The sequence below is a fragment of the Spirochaetota bacterium genome, assembly GCA_035477215.1.
Taxonomy (GTDB): domain Bacteria; phylum Spirochaetota; class UBA4802; order UBA4802; family UBA5368; genus MVZN01.
In genome coordinates this window covers 22,730-37,618 of the sequence record DATIKU010000058.1, presented here as the reverse complement: position 1 = coordinate 37,618, position 14,889 = coordinate 22,730, and the positions used below count along the sequence as shown (strand labels likewise).

The window sequence follows — 14,889 nt, the reverse complement described above, 5'->3', positions numbered from 1 at the left end:
GTTCGTTCCTGTCATGAATAAATTCCGAAAGCGCCCGATAAGTACGGTCGTGGTGTCGCTCGCGGCCGCGCTGTGCCTTGCAGGCGCGGCATGTCATGCGTCGGCGAAACGCGAAAGTAATTGGGAAAAATCTCCGGAGGTATTCCGGATATGGGCGCATTCGGACATTCAGCCCCTCGACGAAGGAGAATTCTTTCATTATGAGACGGCAGTCGATGATATTGCGCGCAACCTGCCGGGAATCGACCTTGCCCTGGTGGCCGGCGACATCGTATACGCCAAGAAGGACGCGGATCGTTTTTACCGGTGGTTTCTCGACTCGAGAAAAAAGGCGGGCATTCCACTCTGGTTCGAGATAGCGGGAAACCATGAGGCGCGGGACCTGGAAACATACCAACGCAATATCGGCAAGCCGCTCCACTACGCCGTAACCATCGACAACGTCCTGATCATTCTGATGTCCGATGAAAAGCGCACGCCCCAGTCCGAGATATCGCAGACGACTTTCGAGTGGTGGAAGGGGCTGGTCGCCACGAATCAGGATAAGATCATCATCACGGTGACCCATGCCTGCCTTGCGGGAAGCGGGCTTCCGTCCTCACTCTTTCCTACCATGCGCCTGGCCTCCTCAAAAAGGTTCGAGAGGGTGTTGAAAGAGTATCCGGTCGACCTGTGGATTTCCGGACACAACCATATGGCCTCGTCGATTATTTCGAAATTCTCCCGGCCGCGCGCGTTTCCCCGCACGCTGTTCGTGGAAGTGGCTTCGATACACCTGACGGCGGTGAGCGGTATCGAGTCGTATATATTCGAATTCCGCGATGGTAGCGTGGATTGCAGGGTGCTCACCCGCGACCACCAGTCTGCCAGGTTCGTATCGCCGGGCGGCGTTGGACACAAGCTTCGCGTTCCCTACCGCCGAGGGAGCGGAGAGCCGGAAATAAAGCCGCCGCCGCAGCGCGTTGTGCGCCCGACGTCCGAGCAATGAACCGAGTGCGCCGTCCGGCCGCCGAAAGGCCTGGAAATCGAAAATGACGGAGGATGACGGTGTTTACCGGCATAGAAGATAGTGTTGCTTTAACAAACGGTGTACGGATGCCGGTCTTGGGCCTGGGGACCTACAAGACACCCGCCGGAGCCGAAGTGGAAAACGCCGTGCGCGCGGCGCTCGACACGGGATACCGGAGCATTGATACGGCAACACTGTACGATAACGAAAAAGGGATCGGGCGCGCCCTGAAGGAAAGCGGCGTTCCCCGCGAGAGGGTCTTCATCACCACCAAGGTCTGGAACACGGAACAGGGCTACCGGGAAACCCTTAAGGCATTTGATCAAAGCAGAAAGAAGCTCAAAACGGAGTACGTGGACCTCTACCTCATCCACTGGCCGGTCAGGGGCAGGTATATAGAAACATGGCGGGCGATGGAAGAGCTGCTCGACCGCGGTGTGGCACGGGCGATCGGGGTGAGCAATTTCATGGTTCATCATCTCGAGTACCTGATGCTAAACGCATCCATCGTCCCCATGGTCAATCAATTCGAACTCCATCCCCGGCTGTATCAGGCCGTGCTGGTCGATTTCTGCCGCTCTAAGGAAATCAGGGTGGAGGGATGGGCGCCGCTCATGCGAGGCCGGCTGAACAGCGATCCTATAATACTCGGGCTCTGCGGAAAATACGGAAAGACACCTTCGCAGATCCTGGTTCGCTGGGCGCTCGAGCACGGTTTTGTCACCATCCCGAAGTCGGTGCACCGCGAAAGAATCGCGGAAAACGCGAGGGTTTTCGATTTCAGCCTCTCAATCGACGACGTCGAGCTGATCGACTCGTTCGACCGCGGCGAGCGAACAGGCCCGGACCCGGACAATTTCGATTTCTGAGAAGCTTACCTTTTACTCCAGAATTCCGGTGTGAGGATGATGAGCACGGTGTAAAGTTCGAGCCTGCCCACCAGCATCGCAAAACTCAGGAACCATTTAACGTAATCCGGGTAAAACGCATAGTTGTTTGAAGGTCCGGTCTCCCCGAACCCCGGCCCGATGTTGCCCAGCGTCGCGAGTGCCGTGGTGAAAGAAGTCGTGAGGTTTTGTCCCGACGAGGCGACCAAAAGGGTCGTGCAGAGCAGCAGGAAAATGTAGAGGAAAAAGAACCCGGCCACGGAATATACCAGGTCTTTGCGCACGATCCTGCCGCCGACCTTGAGCGTGAATATTCCGCGGGGATGGATAAGGTACAGCATCTCGATAAAAGCCTGCTTCAGAAGAATGACTATCCGGAATACCTTTATCCCACCGGCGGTGGAACCGGATGATCCGCCGACGAACATGAGGAGAAAGAGCACCCCCTGGGCGAAAAACGGCCATTGCTCGAAATCGGCGGTGGCAAAGCCCGTGGTCGTTAAAATGGAAGCGGCCTGAAAGGCCGCGTGGAACAGGGATTCGCCGAAGGTTTCGTAGGCTTCACCGTAGATGCTCATGGTAACGGCAAGTGTGGCGAGTATAAAGATGAGCAGATAGGATTTTAACTCGGTTTCAACGGCAATGGATTTGAGCCTGCCCGTAAGCGCGCGGTAATGCAGAGAAAAGCTGATGCCGGCAAGAAGCATGAAAACGGTTATAATAATATGCACCGCGGCGGAATCGTAGTGGCCGACGCTGGAATTCTTCGTTGAAAAACCGCCGGTTGCGAGCGTTCCGAAGGTATGCGTCAGCGCGTCGAAGAGATCCATGCCGGCGATCATGAGCAATACGGTTTGGGCGATGGTGAACCCGACATAGATTAACCAGAGGAGTTTTGCCGTATCGGCGATGCGGGGGGTGATGCGGTCGACGGTCGGCCCGGGTGATTCGGCGTTGATGAGCTGGAGTCCGCCGATACCCAGAAGCGGCAGGACCGCCACGGCGAGTACGACGATTCCCATTCCTCCGAGCCAGTGGGTTAATGAGCGCCAGAAAAGCATGGATCGGGGAAGCGCCTCGATATCGGTAAGTATGGAGGCGCCGGTGGTACTGAAACCGGAGATCGTCTCGAAGAAGGCATCCGCAAAGCTGGGGATTGCGCCGGAAATAAAAAAGGGTAACGAACCCGCCAGCGAAGCCGCAAGCCAGCTCACCGTTACGAAGAGAAAACCATCTCGCGTGGAAAAAGCCTCCGTTTTACGTTTCCGGAGGGACAGCGCAAGCCATGCCGAAAGTGACGAGAGCGGGAGGATCACCGCGACAAATGAAAGAAGCTCCTGTGTCTCTCCGCATGCCAGCGCTATGGCGGCGGGGATCATCATGAATCCGGAGATGATGAGCATGAGAAAGGAGAGGGTTTTGACAATCAGGACCGGGTTCATATCGCCTTAATGAACGTCAATCATGAAGATTTTTTCCAGGTCGGAAAGAGATTTTTTATCGACGATCGCGAGGACGGTGTCACCCTGGTTGATGACGAGGTTGCCATCGGGGATGGTATCCTGACTCTGGCCGCGTATAACACTTAGAATCAGAGAATTTTTAGGCATTTTAATATCCATTATCCTGCTGCCGCGGACGGGAGAGTTTCCGGAGATATTGAACTCGAGCACTTCGGCCCTGCCATTGAAGATGCTGTGGACGCTGCGTATGTCGCCGCGGCGCAAAAACTTCAATATGGCATCGACTGTGCTGATCTTGGGGCTTATGATTGAATCGATCTTGAGTCTGGTGGCGATGGAAATGTAGTTGGACTTCGTGACCAGGGCGACGGCCCTTTTTATGCCGAGGCTTTTGGCGTATACCGCGGTCAGAATATTGAGCTCTTCATTATTGGTAGTGGCGATGACAAGGTCGTACCGGTCCAGATGTTCCTCCTCGAAAATGTTTTCATCGGAGACATCGGCGTGCAGAACCAACGCTTCGGGAAACCGTTCGGAGAGGGATTTGCAGTTCTCGTATGAACTGTCGATGATGGTGATCTTGCGCCCGGTTCGGATGAGGTACTGGCAGGCAAGGGAGCCGATGCGGCCGCCGCCGGCGATAATAATGCGGTCGAGCCGCTCGCTTTTTCTGCCGGCTTCCATGAATATCCTGGTGAGGTCATACCGCGTGGCGAGCAGATAAATGGTGTCGTGCTCCCGTATGACGAAATCTCCCGACGGGATGACGAACGAATCGTCCCGTATCACGCAGGGCACAAGGAATTTTTCATTTATGCCTTTGCGAATCTGCCTGAGCGAACGATTCGCGAAAAAAGAATCTTGATCGATGACCAGGTTGCGCATCTGTATCTCGGTGTTTTCGAATAGCATCACATCGCTGTCGGCGCCAAGCGCCACGGTGTTCGCGATATGGCGCGCCGTTTCGACCTCCGGGTTCACCACGTAATCGATGCCCAGAAAGCCTTTTTCGAAAATGCGAGCGCGGGAATAATCGGCGTTTCGCACCCTGGCGATTTTAATCGGAACGTTGAATTCGCTCGACACGATGCCGCAGGCGATCATGTTCACCTCGTCGATGTTCGCGACGCTGATGAACGAATAAGCGTCTTCGGCGCCCGCTTTTTTAAACGTCGAGAGATAGGTGCCGTTATCGTTGATCACAAGGCAATCGAGGTGTGAGGAAACATACTTGGCGCGCTCGGGATCTTTCTCGATAACGACAACGTTCTTTCCCTCGCTAACGAGTTGCTCGGCGAGCTGGAAACCGACAACCCCGGCTCCGAGTATTATTACATTCATGTTGGCCGCCAGAATCGGATGTGCGGTCGCAGGTGGCCCCGCAGAAACTATCCCAGAATACCGGCCGATCGATGCCCGGCAAGTATAATTTTAATTTACTTTCGTTAAGGGATACCGTTCCCGAAGGCTGCGGGGGTTTGTTCTTTGTGTTAAAATAGGGCATGCCCGCATATTGATGATCGCTTGACTTCGTATGATTTCCGGTATATAGGTCACAGATGCAGCGTGACCGGGAAGGCCCATATTGCGTCAGTGCGCTGCAAGTCGATTACAGCACTCGTTGTGCGGAAAAAGGAGGAAATTATGCCAAGAGTTGTCATTTATGGTAAGGCGGGATGACCCTATACAAGCGAGGCCAGGTCGGCCTATGGGGACAGGGCGGATTATCACGATGTAAAAACCGACGCTTCCAAGATGGACGAGATGCTGAAATTTTCAGGCGGCCGCCGCCAGGTGCCGGTTATAATCGAAGGAGGGAAGGTAACAGTCGGATACGGCGGGACCTGAGGGGTGTGAATCCCGCCGTGAGCGTGGAATGCATCACTTGCAATATTCTTTATTAAGGGGAGGCATCAATATGGACGTTCATCAGGAATGGCTGGCGCCCTGCGGGCTCTACTGCGGCGTCTGCTCGATCATGATCGCGGACAGAAACAACGACCTTAAATTCAAGGAGAAACTTTCTCCGGCGTACGGGGTGCCCGTGGAGCAGCTCACCTGCGGGGGGTGCCTCTCCGAGAATCCGTTTGTCTACTGCCGCGTTTGTCCCATCAAGACCTGTACGAGGGAGAAGGGTTACGAGGGATGCCACCAGTGTGCGGATTTTCCCTGCGCGCATGTCGCCGCGTTTCCGGTCGAGGTGGGAAAAAAAGAGATCATGCGGGCCGTTCCACTCCGGCGCAAACTCGCAACAGAGCAATGGGTGGAGGCCGAGGAGCGCCGCTACCAATGCGCGTCGTGCGGAGAGATGCTCTTCCGTGGGGCGCGTCGTTGCAGAAATTGCGGGTGTGATTTTCAGCCGGTTGAAATGGTGCCAAAATAGCGGCGACACCAACGATACAGTCGTCATTATGCTCAGCAGGAGGTGCGTAAATGAAAAAATCACGAAGAACAGGGATGATGATGGCCTGTGCGGCCGTCGCCATACTAACGTTTCATAACGGGACCGTGAATGCGCAGGCCCCGGTAATCGAGGGAGTGTACCGGGTGACGGGAACGAATCCCAATGGAACCTCATATACCGGGATGGTAACGATCGGCAAGGACGGCGATATGTACCGGTTCCACTGGAAGGTCGGGACGGAATACTACGGGCATGGAACACTCAGAGGCGACGTACTGACGGTATACTGGGGGGCGCCAGACCCGGTGATTTATACGGTGAAGGACGGAGGAAGGACGCTCGAGGGGCTGTGGGCCGGCGGTGCGGCCACGGAGACGCTCCGGCGTTGAGTTTCCTGCAGGCGGACCGGTATGGATAGACCGAAACATCCTGCACTGCGTTTATATGGCTTTGCCAATACCGATTGCCCCGTATCCCGAAACGATCGGCCCCGACATTACAACCTCATAGCGGGCGCATGGGGCCCGAGGGTGGGCGAAAAGCTTGAAAACGGCGATGTAAAGGTTCCAGAATGCTTATAAGAATATCCACGGGATAATGAACGAGGCGCGGCTTCTGTCCACGTGCGCTCTTGTCTTTAAGAACGCGCGCATGGAAATGGTAATTCAGCCGCGGGTGTCTGATGACGAATGAAAGTCCGTCCAGCGGCCGGAAAAACAAATTATTGACGAGGGGCGGGAGGTATGCTATCCGGGCGCACGATAACTTCGGCGATGCCCGGAAGGAAGGTACGATATGGTCGGTTCGATGAACGACATCATCATGATGAGGAAGGTCGCTGACCGTCTTGAAATGCTTCCCGATGCCGAGCTACTGGACCGAGTGAGTTTTCTCCTCGAGCAGCTCGACCGGTTTAAGGGCGTGGAAATCCTTGTCAAAATCAAAACGCTCATCGATGACAGGTTGAATAACGGGGAATGGTGAGACCGGCATGAATCAGGACCAGGTGAAGGAAAAGCTCTTGCTTCTCAACGGTGACGTTGATGAATTCAAGGTCACTTTTTCAGGCAAAAAAAGCAAAAAAGTGGACGGCCTGTACAAGCCGGCGGATCGGGAAATAATCATACACAATCACAACTTCGACGGCGACGGCGCACTTATATACACCGCAATACACGAGTTCGCGCACCACATACAGTTTACCACCGCGAACGCTCCGGTATCATGCCGCTCGCACACCAACCGTTTCTGGGACATTCTTCATCGCCTTCTCTTCGAGGCGGAGAAAAAAGGAATATATGAAAATGTTTTCGAGAAGGACCGGCGGTTCGCAGAGCTCACCGTCCGCATTCGTGACGAGTTCCTTGTCAAAAACGGCCATCTCATGAAAGAGCTCGGCGGGCTTCTTTCGGAGGCGATGAAACTCTGCAGGGAGCTCCACGCGAGCTTCGATGACTACGTAGACAGGGAACTAAAACTTCACCGGACCGTCGCGCGGACGGTGATGAAGATCAACTTGATGGATATCGATCCTGAAATCGGCTATGAGAACATGCGGACCGTTGCGCGCATCCGCGACGATGACCGGCGCAGAAAGGCCGAGCGGGCGTTCGCCGATGGCAAGAGTCCCGATATGGTGAAGGCCGAGTTCGGCTGCGTGCCGAAAAAAGAGGAGACCATTGAGCGCCTTGAATCCGAGAAAAAGCGCATAGAGAAAAGCCTCGAATCGCTGACGATTCGGTTGACGATAGTTGAGAAGCAGATCGAGGACATGCGCGCACGAAGGGTCTGATGCCGCGCTTGAAAATGTTTGACACGAGCTACGCGATATGAACGGCTGTTCGAAAATTAGAAAACATTACGCGGTGATATATTCCATCGCAATGGGGAGGTGAAAACATGTCCACGCACCAGTTCCAAACGGAGGTAAACCAGCTCCTCCATCTCATTGTACATTCGCTCTACTCGAACAAGGAGATTTTTCTGAGGGAACTCGTATCGAACGCGTCTGACGCGCTCGACAAACTTAAATTCCTCACATATACAGACGAGAAACTCCGGGGGATGTCCTTTGAACCGCGGATCGACATAAGCTTCAGCGACGAGGAAAAAACCCTTACGATCGCCGATACGGGCATCGGAATGAACGACCGGGAGCTGGTCGAAAATCTGGGCACCATCGCGCGGTCGGGAACGCGCAGTTTCATCGAAGCACTTAAAGGCGAAAACAAAGGCGATATAAATATGATCGGCCAGTTCGGCGTCGGTTTTTATTCCGCCTTCATGGTGGCGGACAGGGTACGGGTGATATCGCGTAAAGCGGGCGAGGACGCCGCATGGGTATGGGAGAGCGAAGGGAAGGGTGAGTACAGCATTGAAAAAGGCGAGCGGGAGTCCCAGGGCGCAACCGTTATCATTCATCTTAATGAAGACGGCAAAGAGTTCGCCGGTCGATGGGCCGTGGAGAGGGTGATTAAAAAGTACAGCAACCATATCCCGTTTCCGATTTACCTCCATTATGATGAAACCAAATATGAAGGCGAGGGAAAAGACCGAAAGCAGACCAAAGACCGGAAGACTGAAAAGATCAACGAGGCAACGGCGTTGTGGCGAAGGCCGAAGTCCGAACTGAAGGAAGAGGACTACAGGGAATTTTACAAGGTGATTTCCCACGACAACGAAGAGCCAATCCTCCATATCCATACGCAGGCCGAAGGGACGATTGACTATACCACTCTCTTTTACATTCCGGGAAGGGCGCCCTTCGATCTATACCTTTCAGATTTCAAGTCCGGAGTAAAACTTTACGTTAAGCGCGTTTTCATCACCGACGACGATAGAGACCTGCTTCCAACCTACCTGCGTTTCGTGCGGGGAATCATCGATTCGGAAGACCTCCCGCTCAACGTGAGCAGGGAAATCCTCCAGCAGAACAGGGTGCTGACCAGGATAAAAACCGCTTCGGTTAAGAAAATACTCGGAGAACTTCAGAAGCTCGCCGGCGATTCCGGCAAATACGCGGATTTCTACCGCGAATTCGGAAAACCGATAAAGGAAGGCCTGTACCAGGATTACGAAAACCGCGAGACGTTGCTGGAGTTGGTCCGCTTCAAATCGACGTTGACACAAAAGGGAGAATTTACGAGCATCGCTGAATACAAAGGGCGCATGAAACCCGATCAGAAAGTGATCTATTACGTGACAGGAGAGAGCGAGGACACCCTCAGGCAGTCGCCGTTGCTCGAGATGTATCGGGACAGGAATATTGAAGTGTTTATCATGGACGATGAGATAGACGAGATCGTAATCCCGTCGGTCGGCGTTTACGGCGAATTGGAATTCAAGTCGGTCAACAGAAGCGACGCCGCCGATGACCTTAAAACCGAGGAAGACCGCGATAAAGAGAAGGAGCTCGATCCGTTCATCGCCAGACTGAAGGAGATTCTTAAAGACAGGGTCAAGGACGTCAGGGCAAGCACCCGTTTAAGCGATTCACCGTCATGCATTGTCGTAGACCAGGCAGATCCGACGGTCAAGATGCAGAGCATACTCAAGGCGATGGGTAAATTCGACTTCGGCGACATCAAGCCGGTGCTCGAGATAAATCCTCAGCATGAGATAATACGGCGTTTGCAGAAGACCGAAGATCAGTCCCTTCTCGAAGACGCGAGCATCATTCTTCTGGAGCAGGCCATGCTTATTGAAGGGATTAAAATCGAGAATCCGGCCACTTTTGTGCAAAGATTGAACAGGCTGATGGAAAAGGCGCTTTAGGGGATGGGCGTGGCTAAATTGATGCCGCCGTACGGGATTGTCATTCGGATAGTTTGATCCTGAAAAGGCCCCCGCCTTTCAGGATCAAACTCCGCGGGAAACGGCGGGGCGTTTCCGGTTTGACAAAGACGACGGGGCATGGTACAAACGCAGTATTCAGGTCCGGAGGTGCTCAATGGACGCATCCAATTCTGTCATGAAAAAACTCGACAACCTGACGTATCTGATGGAACTGGTCAGGGATGAGATGGAGAATGCCATCACCGACAGCCTGCTTGAGTTCGCGAGCGGTTACTCGGAAAAATTCGAGGTGAGTGACGTCACCGAGGAGGATGGAGGGATTCTTAAGGGCTTTTTCGTGGTACTCGATAAGGACAAGGGCGTACTGATTGAGTTCAAGGACGGACAGCTTGTGCCGTTTTACTCGCTGGAAACGGACGACATGTTCGATCTGTTCGTGCGCATTCATTCGGCCCTGCTCGAAGATACCGTTTCATATAATTGATATACGCTACGCGCGGTAAAATTCCGTGGCGCAAGGGCGGGCGTGAAAACGACGGCGTTTGTCTGGGCCGCGGAATGGCGCCGTATTCAGCGTAACCGGCGGGAAGCCGGAGAGAGGTATTGGATGCAACGCATAATTCTTTTCTTCACCGTTCTGATGATGTTCGCCGTATTCGGATGCGCCGGGATGAAGGCCGCGGAAGACGGCAGGGGCAAGGCCCCGACCATCGATACCGCATCACTTGACGACGAGGTCAAGTCGGTGGAAAAAAAGGAGGATGGCGGGAAACCTGCCGTATCGGCGCCTAAAAAGAAAAACGGTAAAGATACTCCTTTGTTAAGGGAAGTGGAATCGGACCTGCCCGGTGAAAAGAGCATGGATCGAACCTCACGCAAGGAAGACGCGGCGGGAAGAGGCGTGAAGAAAGGCGCATATTCCGAAACCGACCGCCCGGCCCCACCATCCGCGTCCGGACTGAAAGCCGGCTTCTCGGATGATAACAAGCAGTTTAACTACTTCGTAAATTTTCAGGATAAGTACGGGGAACAGGTGCGTCATTATCCGATCAATATTCGGGAGCGCATCAGCATCAGGGTCATCGACTCCGGTAAACGATCGATCGCGAACGCCAAGATTGAGGTTTTTTACAAGAAAAAAGCGCTTGTATCGGGAAAGACCTATTCCGATGGAATATACCTGTTTTTCCCTTCGGAGTACGATACGAAATACACTTCATTCAGGGCGACCGTCACCGTCGGACAGTTGAAAAGGGAGGTTCTTTTCGACCGCCAGGGAAAGCGCGAGATTACGGTGCCGATGGAGATGGAGCGACCGGTCCAGAAGAACGTACCGCTCGATATAGTGTTCATTTTGGACACGACCGGAAGCATGGGCGAGGAGATCAGCCGTCTGAAGAGCACCATCGAAATAATAAATCTAAACCTTGCATCGCTTTCGACAAGGCCTAAAATACGCTTCGGCATGGTGCTTTATAAGGACAAGGATGATGAGTACCTGACGAAGATCGTTCCGCTTACCGGCGATCTCGATAAATTCCGATCGGAACTTGACAGGGTGAACGCTTCGGGAGGGGGTGATGAGCCCGAGGATCTCCAGTCGGCGCTTCAGGATACCATAAAAAAGATCGCATGGAACACCGATGGAATACGCCTTGCGTATATCATCACCGACGCGCCTCCCCATCTCGATTATGGCCAGGAATACACGTACGCGACGGCGGCAAAGGACGCCCGCAGGGCCGGGATAAAGATATTCAGCGTCGGAACGGGCGGGCTCAACCTGATGGGTGAGTATATTCTCAGGCAGATAGCGCAGTATACCTCCGCGGCGTATATATTTCTCACCTATGGAGAGAAAGGTGAATCGGAAGGAGGCCGTGAAGGGAGCGTGAGCCATCATACGGGCGCCAATTTTCAGACCGACAAGCTCGAGAGCATCATAATACGATTGACGAAGGAAGAACTCTCGCATCTGACCGATGCTCCCCTGGAGAGTGGGGAATCGTACATTCAGGCGACAAAGATCGAGGAAGAACAAAACGAGGAGACGCTGCGCAAGCTCTTCGATATGACCGTGGTCCAGCTTGTAGACTATTCATCGATCGGCATAGCCGCCGGGACACCGGTGAGCCTGATCCCGTTCAGCAGCGCCGAGGCGGCTGACAAGTCGAACGCCGAATACTTCGCCGAGCAGATGAATTTTGCGATTTCCCGGAACAGGACCTTCAAGACAGTGGAGCGTCGCGATCTGCAGAAAATCCTTAAAGAGCTCGAGCTCGGCATGACCGGCATGGTGGAGGACGAGAATGCCGTAAAGGTGGGTAAGCTTATCGGCGCCAGGATGATCGTAACCGGAAGGCTGTACGCGAAGAACAAAAACTACGAGGTGTTCCTGAAGCTTCTTCGGGTGGAAACCGGAGAGGTGCTGTCGGTGAACAAACTGATGATAGACCGCCGGCTGGGAATTTCCCGATAGTAACGCCGGGCGCGGCTTCGGGCGATTGTGGTTATCTGATCACGATATGCGATATCAGACAGGCGTGACATAGGGATGCTTCCGCCTTCGGGGAAGGCGCCGGAAAAGAATACCGGCGCCGGTTGTACTTTCCTTACGCAGCCTTAAGCAGGCCGATCTCCCGCGCAATCTTTTCACATTGCTCGATGACGAAATCGAGCTGCCAGTCCTCGTGAGTGGCCATGAAGCTCATGCGGATGAGTTGCATCCCATGCGGGGTCGCCGGGAAGACGATCGGATTATTGAAAACGCCGCCGTCGAAGAGTTTGCGCCAGAACATGAAAGTGAGCATGTCGTCGCCGGTAATGATCGAAACTATAGGCGTCTCGGCATCGATGACCCGCAGTCCGAGCTCCTTGAGCCTCTTCCGTACGCGGTTGGCGTTGTCGTGGACGCGCCAAACGAGCTCGGGCTCGTTTTTGATGATTTCGAGAGAGGCCCGCGCGGCCGCGACCTGTGCGGGCGTCATGCTGGCGCTGAAAATAAAGGCAGGCGAGTGGTGCTTGATATAGTCTATGACCTTTCTGTCCGCGGCGACGAACCCGCCCAGCGATGCCAGGCTCTTGCTGAACGTGCCCATGATGAGGTCGACCTGGTCGTCGAGCCCGAAATGGCTCGCCGTACCCCTGCCGCCTTTCCCTATAACGCCAAGACCGTGGGCGTCGTCAACCATGACCCTGGCGTTATACTTTTTAGCAATCCTTACCAACTCGGGAAGGTTTACGATTTCACCGCTCATGCTGAAAACACCGTCGGTGACCAGAAGCTTCCCCGAGTTGAGGGGCAGCGCGGAGATTTTTTTCTCGAGGTCGGCCATGTCATTGTGTTCATACTTGACAAGCCCGCCCGCGCCGGAGCGGCTCTTTGCGATAATCGTGCCCTGGATGATGCTGGCGTGGTTCTCGCTGTCGGAGACGATATAGTCACCGTCACCGATCATCGGCACTATTGTCCCCTGGTTGGTCTGGAAACCGGTGCTGAAGAGCAGGGCGGCCTCCTTGCCAACGAAATCGGCAAGTGCTTCCTCCAGTTCGACATGGATGTCAAGCGTGCCATTGAGCAGGCGCGATCCGGAGCATCCGGAGCCGTATTTTCTGACGGCCGCGATGGCCGCTTCCTTCACGCGAGGGTCGGTGGTGAGCCCAAGGTAATTGTTCGAGCCTGCCATTATGGTGCGCTGTCCGTTCATGAAGACTACGGGCCCGTCGTTTTCATAGATAGGGTAGAAGTAGGGATAATATCCTATCGACCGAACCTCATCCGCCCTTGTGAAAGAGTGACACTTGTCAAAAAGATCCATTCCGTTCTCTCCTTGCGCTTGGATCGGCAATAAGTCTTCCGTCGGCCGGGACGGAGGGCTTAAGCCTCTTCGCGATGGTGAATTTTGAATTAAGTCGTATAAGCGCGGCAGTATAATTACAGGGTGCTATAAATCAACCAAAATAATCATATTGTTATAAAAAAATATATCAATACAGCAATGAAATATAATAAATAAATTAGAGTGAGCATTCATTCAGAAATGACTGAATACTCACTCACCTCCGTGTCGGGATGGCCATGGCGCCGGCGGAAGCGTTTTCATTTACGGGAACGACGTTTGAAAAGATGTTGTCTTTTAGATAGCGTGAAATAACATGAGCAGGATGCTGGGATCGTCGCATCGCGGCCCCCGGCGGCGTTTTGCGGCAAAAGTATACTATTCAAACGCAGGAGGATGTTATGGCGGTAGTCGAATGGAAGAAGGACGGGAACATCGCAATAATATATATGAACAACGGCGAAAACAGGCATAATCCCGACTTCGCGAAGGGGATGCTCTCCGCCCTGGACGGCATAAAGGCGGACACGTCGATTACGGCGACGGTGCTGACGTCGAGCGACCCGAAGAACTTCTCACTGGGTATTGACGTAACATGGCTCGGGGAAAAAATGACCGCGAAAGACAACCAGGCCATCAAAGACTTCATGTACGCCATGAACGATGTGTTCAGGGGCCTTCTGCTTTTTCCGATGCCCGTAATCGCCGCCATCAACGGACACGCTTATGGCAACGGCGCGATCCTGTCGTGCGCCTGCGACTTCCGTTTCATGAAATCGGACCGGGGCTTTTTCTGTTTTCCGGAGGTGGACCTTAGCATTCCCTTCCTGCCTGGCATGATCGCATGGGTGAAGAAGGCGTTTCCCTACTATAAATTCCAGGAAATGAAGTACACGGGTCGCCGCGTCGGCGCCGCGGAACTGGCCGAACACCATGCCATAGAAAAAGCCTGTGCCGACCAGGAAGAGCTCATGAAGGAGGCGCTTGCTTTTGCGGCGACATTCAGTAAAAAGCGCGGCATATTCGGCGAAATGAAGAAGCGCATGCACAAGCATATCGTAGAAACGATGGAGAAGGAAGACCCGGCGTTTATAGACGCGCTTTTTCTGCTGGTGACTGATTGAGTTTTCCATGGCGTACGTGTTTGTCTCGCTCGATGGCACGAGGAAGGTCGAGTGCGGGGATTCGGACTGGCATTGCGCGCTCGAAACCGCCCGCGGCCGGGACTGGGAACCCGAGGGGACCACAATAGACTTTCAATACCAGCTCGATGAGTTGTGGGACGATAAGAACGATTTAACTTGGAACCTCATGCTTATGCTCCAGACGCATATGATCGCGCTCGGCTGGAGCGGAAGCTATACCGAGAAGGAGAATCAGGTGATATCCGTGTACGACGCATACTCCCTGTACCTTTCTCTCGATGAAACATCCGCCGGTGTCGATTTGCTCGGGCTTCTGGCCAGCGGCGCCGTACGGATTTGCAAATGAT

Annotated in this window: 15 protein-coding genes; 12 read left to right on the top strand and 3 right to left on the bottom strand. The window is 53.9% G+C overall.

Features of this window, described 5'->3' with window-relative positions; translation table 11 throughout:
• Positions 1-13 precede the first annotated feature (13 nt).
• Together VLM75_14715 and VLM75_14710 are read left to right on the top strand one after the other, a co-directional pair.
• Positions 14-988 (top strand): metallophosphoesterase, encoded by a 975-nt coding sequence (locus tag VLM75_14715; protein HSV98172.1) that lies wholly within the window; start codon positions 14-16, stop codon positions 986-988.
• Between the two features lie 107 nt (positions 989-1,095).
• Complete coding sequence (locus VLM75_14710) at positions 1,096-1,878, top strand: aldo/keto reductase (protein ID HSV98171.1); 783 nt, start codon at positions 1,096-1,098, stop codon at positions 1,876-1,878.
• A gap of 5 nt (positions 1,879-1,883) precedes the next feature.
• Here VLM75_14710 and VLM75_14705 read toward each other — a convergent pair whose 3' ends face one another.
• Both VLM75_14705 and trkA read right to left on the bottom strand, forming a co-directional pair.
• Entirely contained in the window at positions 1,884-3,338 is a 1,455-nt protein-coding gene (locus tag VLM75_14705) for a potassium transporter TrkG (GenBank protein ID HSV98170.1), read from the bottom strand.
• A 6-nt stretch (positions 3,339-3,344) separates the two neighbouring features.
• Positions 3,345-4,700 (bottom strand): Trk system potassium transporter TrkA, encoded by a 1,356-nt coding sequence (gene trkA, locus VLM75_14700; GenBank protein ID HSV98169.1) that lies wholly within the window; start codon positions 4,698-4,700, stop codon positions 3,345-3,347.
• Positions 4,701-5,003: 303 nt separating this feature from the next.
• Here trkA and VLM75_14695 point away from each other — a divergent pair, with 303 nt between their 5' ends.
• The 8 genes from VLM75_14695 (at position 5,004) to VLM75_14660 (ending at position 12,037) form a co-directional block, all read left to right on the top strand.
• Entirely contained in the window at positions 5,004-5,207 is a 204-nt protein-coding gene (locus VLM75_14695) for a UXX-star (seleno)protein family 1 (GenBank protein ID HSV98168.1), read from the top strand.
• A 70-nt stretch (positions 5,208-5,277) separates the two neighbouring features.
• Entirely contained in the window at positions 5,278-5,742 is a 465-nt protein-coding gene (locus tag VLM75_14690) for a DUF3795 domain-containing protein (protein HSV98167.1), read from the top strand.
• A gap of 50 nt (positions 5,743-5,792) precedes the next feature.
• Entirely contained in the window at positions 5,793-6,152 is a 360-nt protein-coding gene (locus tag VLM75_14685) for a fibronectin-binding protein (protein ID HSV98166.1), read from the top strand.
• A gap of 406 nt (positions 6,153-6,558) precedes the next feature.
• A complete protein-coding gene (locus VLM75_14680; protein HSV98165.1) occupies positions 6,559-6,747 on the top strand; it encodes a hypothetical protein in 189 nt (62 codons plus the stop codon).
• Positions 6,748-6,754: 7 nt separating this feature from the next.
• Positions 6,755-7,555, top strand: a complete 801-nt coding sequence (locus VLM75_14675; GenBank protein HSV98164.1) for a hypothetical protein — start codon at positions 6,755-6,757, stop codon at positions 7,553-7,555.
• 107 nt (positions 7,556-7,662) lie between these two features.
• Positions 7,663-9,537: a molecular chaperone HtpG gene (gene htpG, locus VLM75_14670; GenBank protein ID HSV98163.1), complete on the top strand. Its 1,875-nt coding sequence runs from the start codon at positions 7,663-7,665 to the stop codon at positions 9,535-9,537.
• 175 nt (positions 9,538-9,712) lie between these two features.
• The gene (locus tag VLM75_14665) at positions 9,713-10,042 is read left to right on the top strand and encodes a hypothetical protein (protein ID HSV98162.1); all 330 of its coding nucleotides are present in this window, start codon (positions 9,713-9,715) and stop codon (positions 10,040-10,042) included.
• Positions 10,043-10,165: 123 nt separating this feature from the next.
• Positions 10,166-12,037 carry a VWA domain-containing protein gene (locus VLM75_14660; protein ID HSV98161.1) on the top strand — a complete coding sequence of 624 codons (1,872 nt, stop codon included), beginning with the start codon at positions 10,166-10,168 and terminating at the stop codon, positions 12,035-12,037.
• A gap of 133 nt (positions 12,038-12,170) precedes the next feature.
• On the opposite strand, the gene VLM75_14655 is transcribed toward VLM75_14660, so the two are convergent.
• Positions 12,171-13,376, bottom strand: a complete 1,206-nt coding sequence (locus tag VLM75_14655) for an aminotransferase class I/II-fold pyridoxal phosphate-dependent enzyme (protein ID HSV98160.1) — start codon at positions 13,374-13,376, stop codon at positions 12,171-12,173.
• Positions 13,377-13,798: 422 nt separating this feature from the next.
• On the opposite strand from VLM75_14655, the gene VLM75_14650 reads away from it, so the two are divergent.
• Both VLM75_14650 and VLM75_14645 read left to right on the top strand, forming a co-directional pair.
• On the top strand, positions 13,799-14,521 hold the full coding sequence (locus VLM75_14650; protein HSV98159.1) for an enoyl-CoA hydratase/isomerase family protein: 723 nt from the start codon (positions 13,799-13,801) through the stop codon (positions 14,519-14,521).
• A gap of 7 nt (positions 14,522-14,528) precedes the next feature.
• Positions 14,529-14,888 carry a hypothetical protein gene (locus VLM75_14645; protein HSV98158.1) on the top strand — a complete coding sequence of 120 codons (360 nt, stop codon included), beginning with the start codon at positions 14,529-14,531 and terminating at the stop codon, positions 14,886-14,888.
• Position 14,889 lies beyond the last annotated feature (1 nt).

Coding starts and splice junctions, on each gene's coding strand:
- VLM75_14715 (HSV98172.1), top strand. CDS start 14: ATGAATAAATTCCGAAAGCGCCCGATAAGTACGGTCGTGGTGTCGCTC.
- VLM75_14710 (HSV98171.1), top strand. CDS start 1,096: ATGCCGGTCTTGGGCCTGGGGACCTACAAGACACCCGCCGGAGCCGAA.
- VLM75_14705 (HSV98170.1), bottom strand. CDS start 3,338: ATGAACCCGGTCCTGATTGTCAAAACCCTCTCCTTTCTCATGCTCATC.
- trkA (HSV98169.1), bottom strand. CDS start 4,700: ATGAATGTAATAATACTCGGAGCCGGGGTTGTCGGTTTCCAGCTCGCC.
- VLM75_14690 (HSV98167.1), top strand. CDS start 5,278: ATGGACGTTCATCAGGAATGGCTGGCGCCCTGCGGGCTCTACTGCGGC.
- VLM75_14685 (HSV98166.1), top strand. CDS start 5,793: ATGAAAAAATCACGAAGAACAGGGATGATGATGGCCTGTGCGGCCGTC.
- VLM75_14680 (HSV98165.1), top strand. CDS start 6,559: ATGGTCGGTTCGATGAACGACATCATCATGATGAGGAAGGTCGCTGAC.
- VLM75_14675 (HSV98164.1), top strand. CDS start 6,755: ATGAATCAGGACCAGGTGAAGGAAAAGCTCTTGCTTCTCAACGGTGAC.
- htpG (HSV98163.1), top strand. CDS start 7,663: ATGTCCACGCACCAGTTCCAAACGGAGGTAAACCAGCTCCTCCATCTC.
- VLM75_14665 (HSV98162.1), top strand. CDS start 9,713: ATGGACGCATCCAATTCTGTCATGAAAAAACTCGACAACCTGACGTAT.
- VLM75_14660 (HSV98161.1), top strand. CDS start 10,166: ATGCAACGCATAATTCTTTTCTTCACCGTTCTGATGATGTTCGCCGTA.
- VLM75_14655 (HSV98160.1), bottom strand. CDS start 13,376: ATGGATCTTTTTGACAAGTGTCACTCTTTCACAAGGGCGGATGAGGTT.
- VLM75_14650 (HSV98159.1), top strand. CDS start 13,799: ATGGCGGTAGTCGAATGGAAGAAGGACGGGAACATCGCAATAATATAT.
- VLM75_14645 (HSV98158.1), top strand. CDS start 14,529: ATGGCGTACGTGTTTGTCTCGCTCGATGGCACGAGGAAGGTCGAGTGC.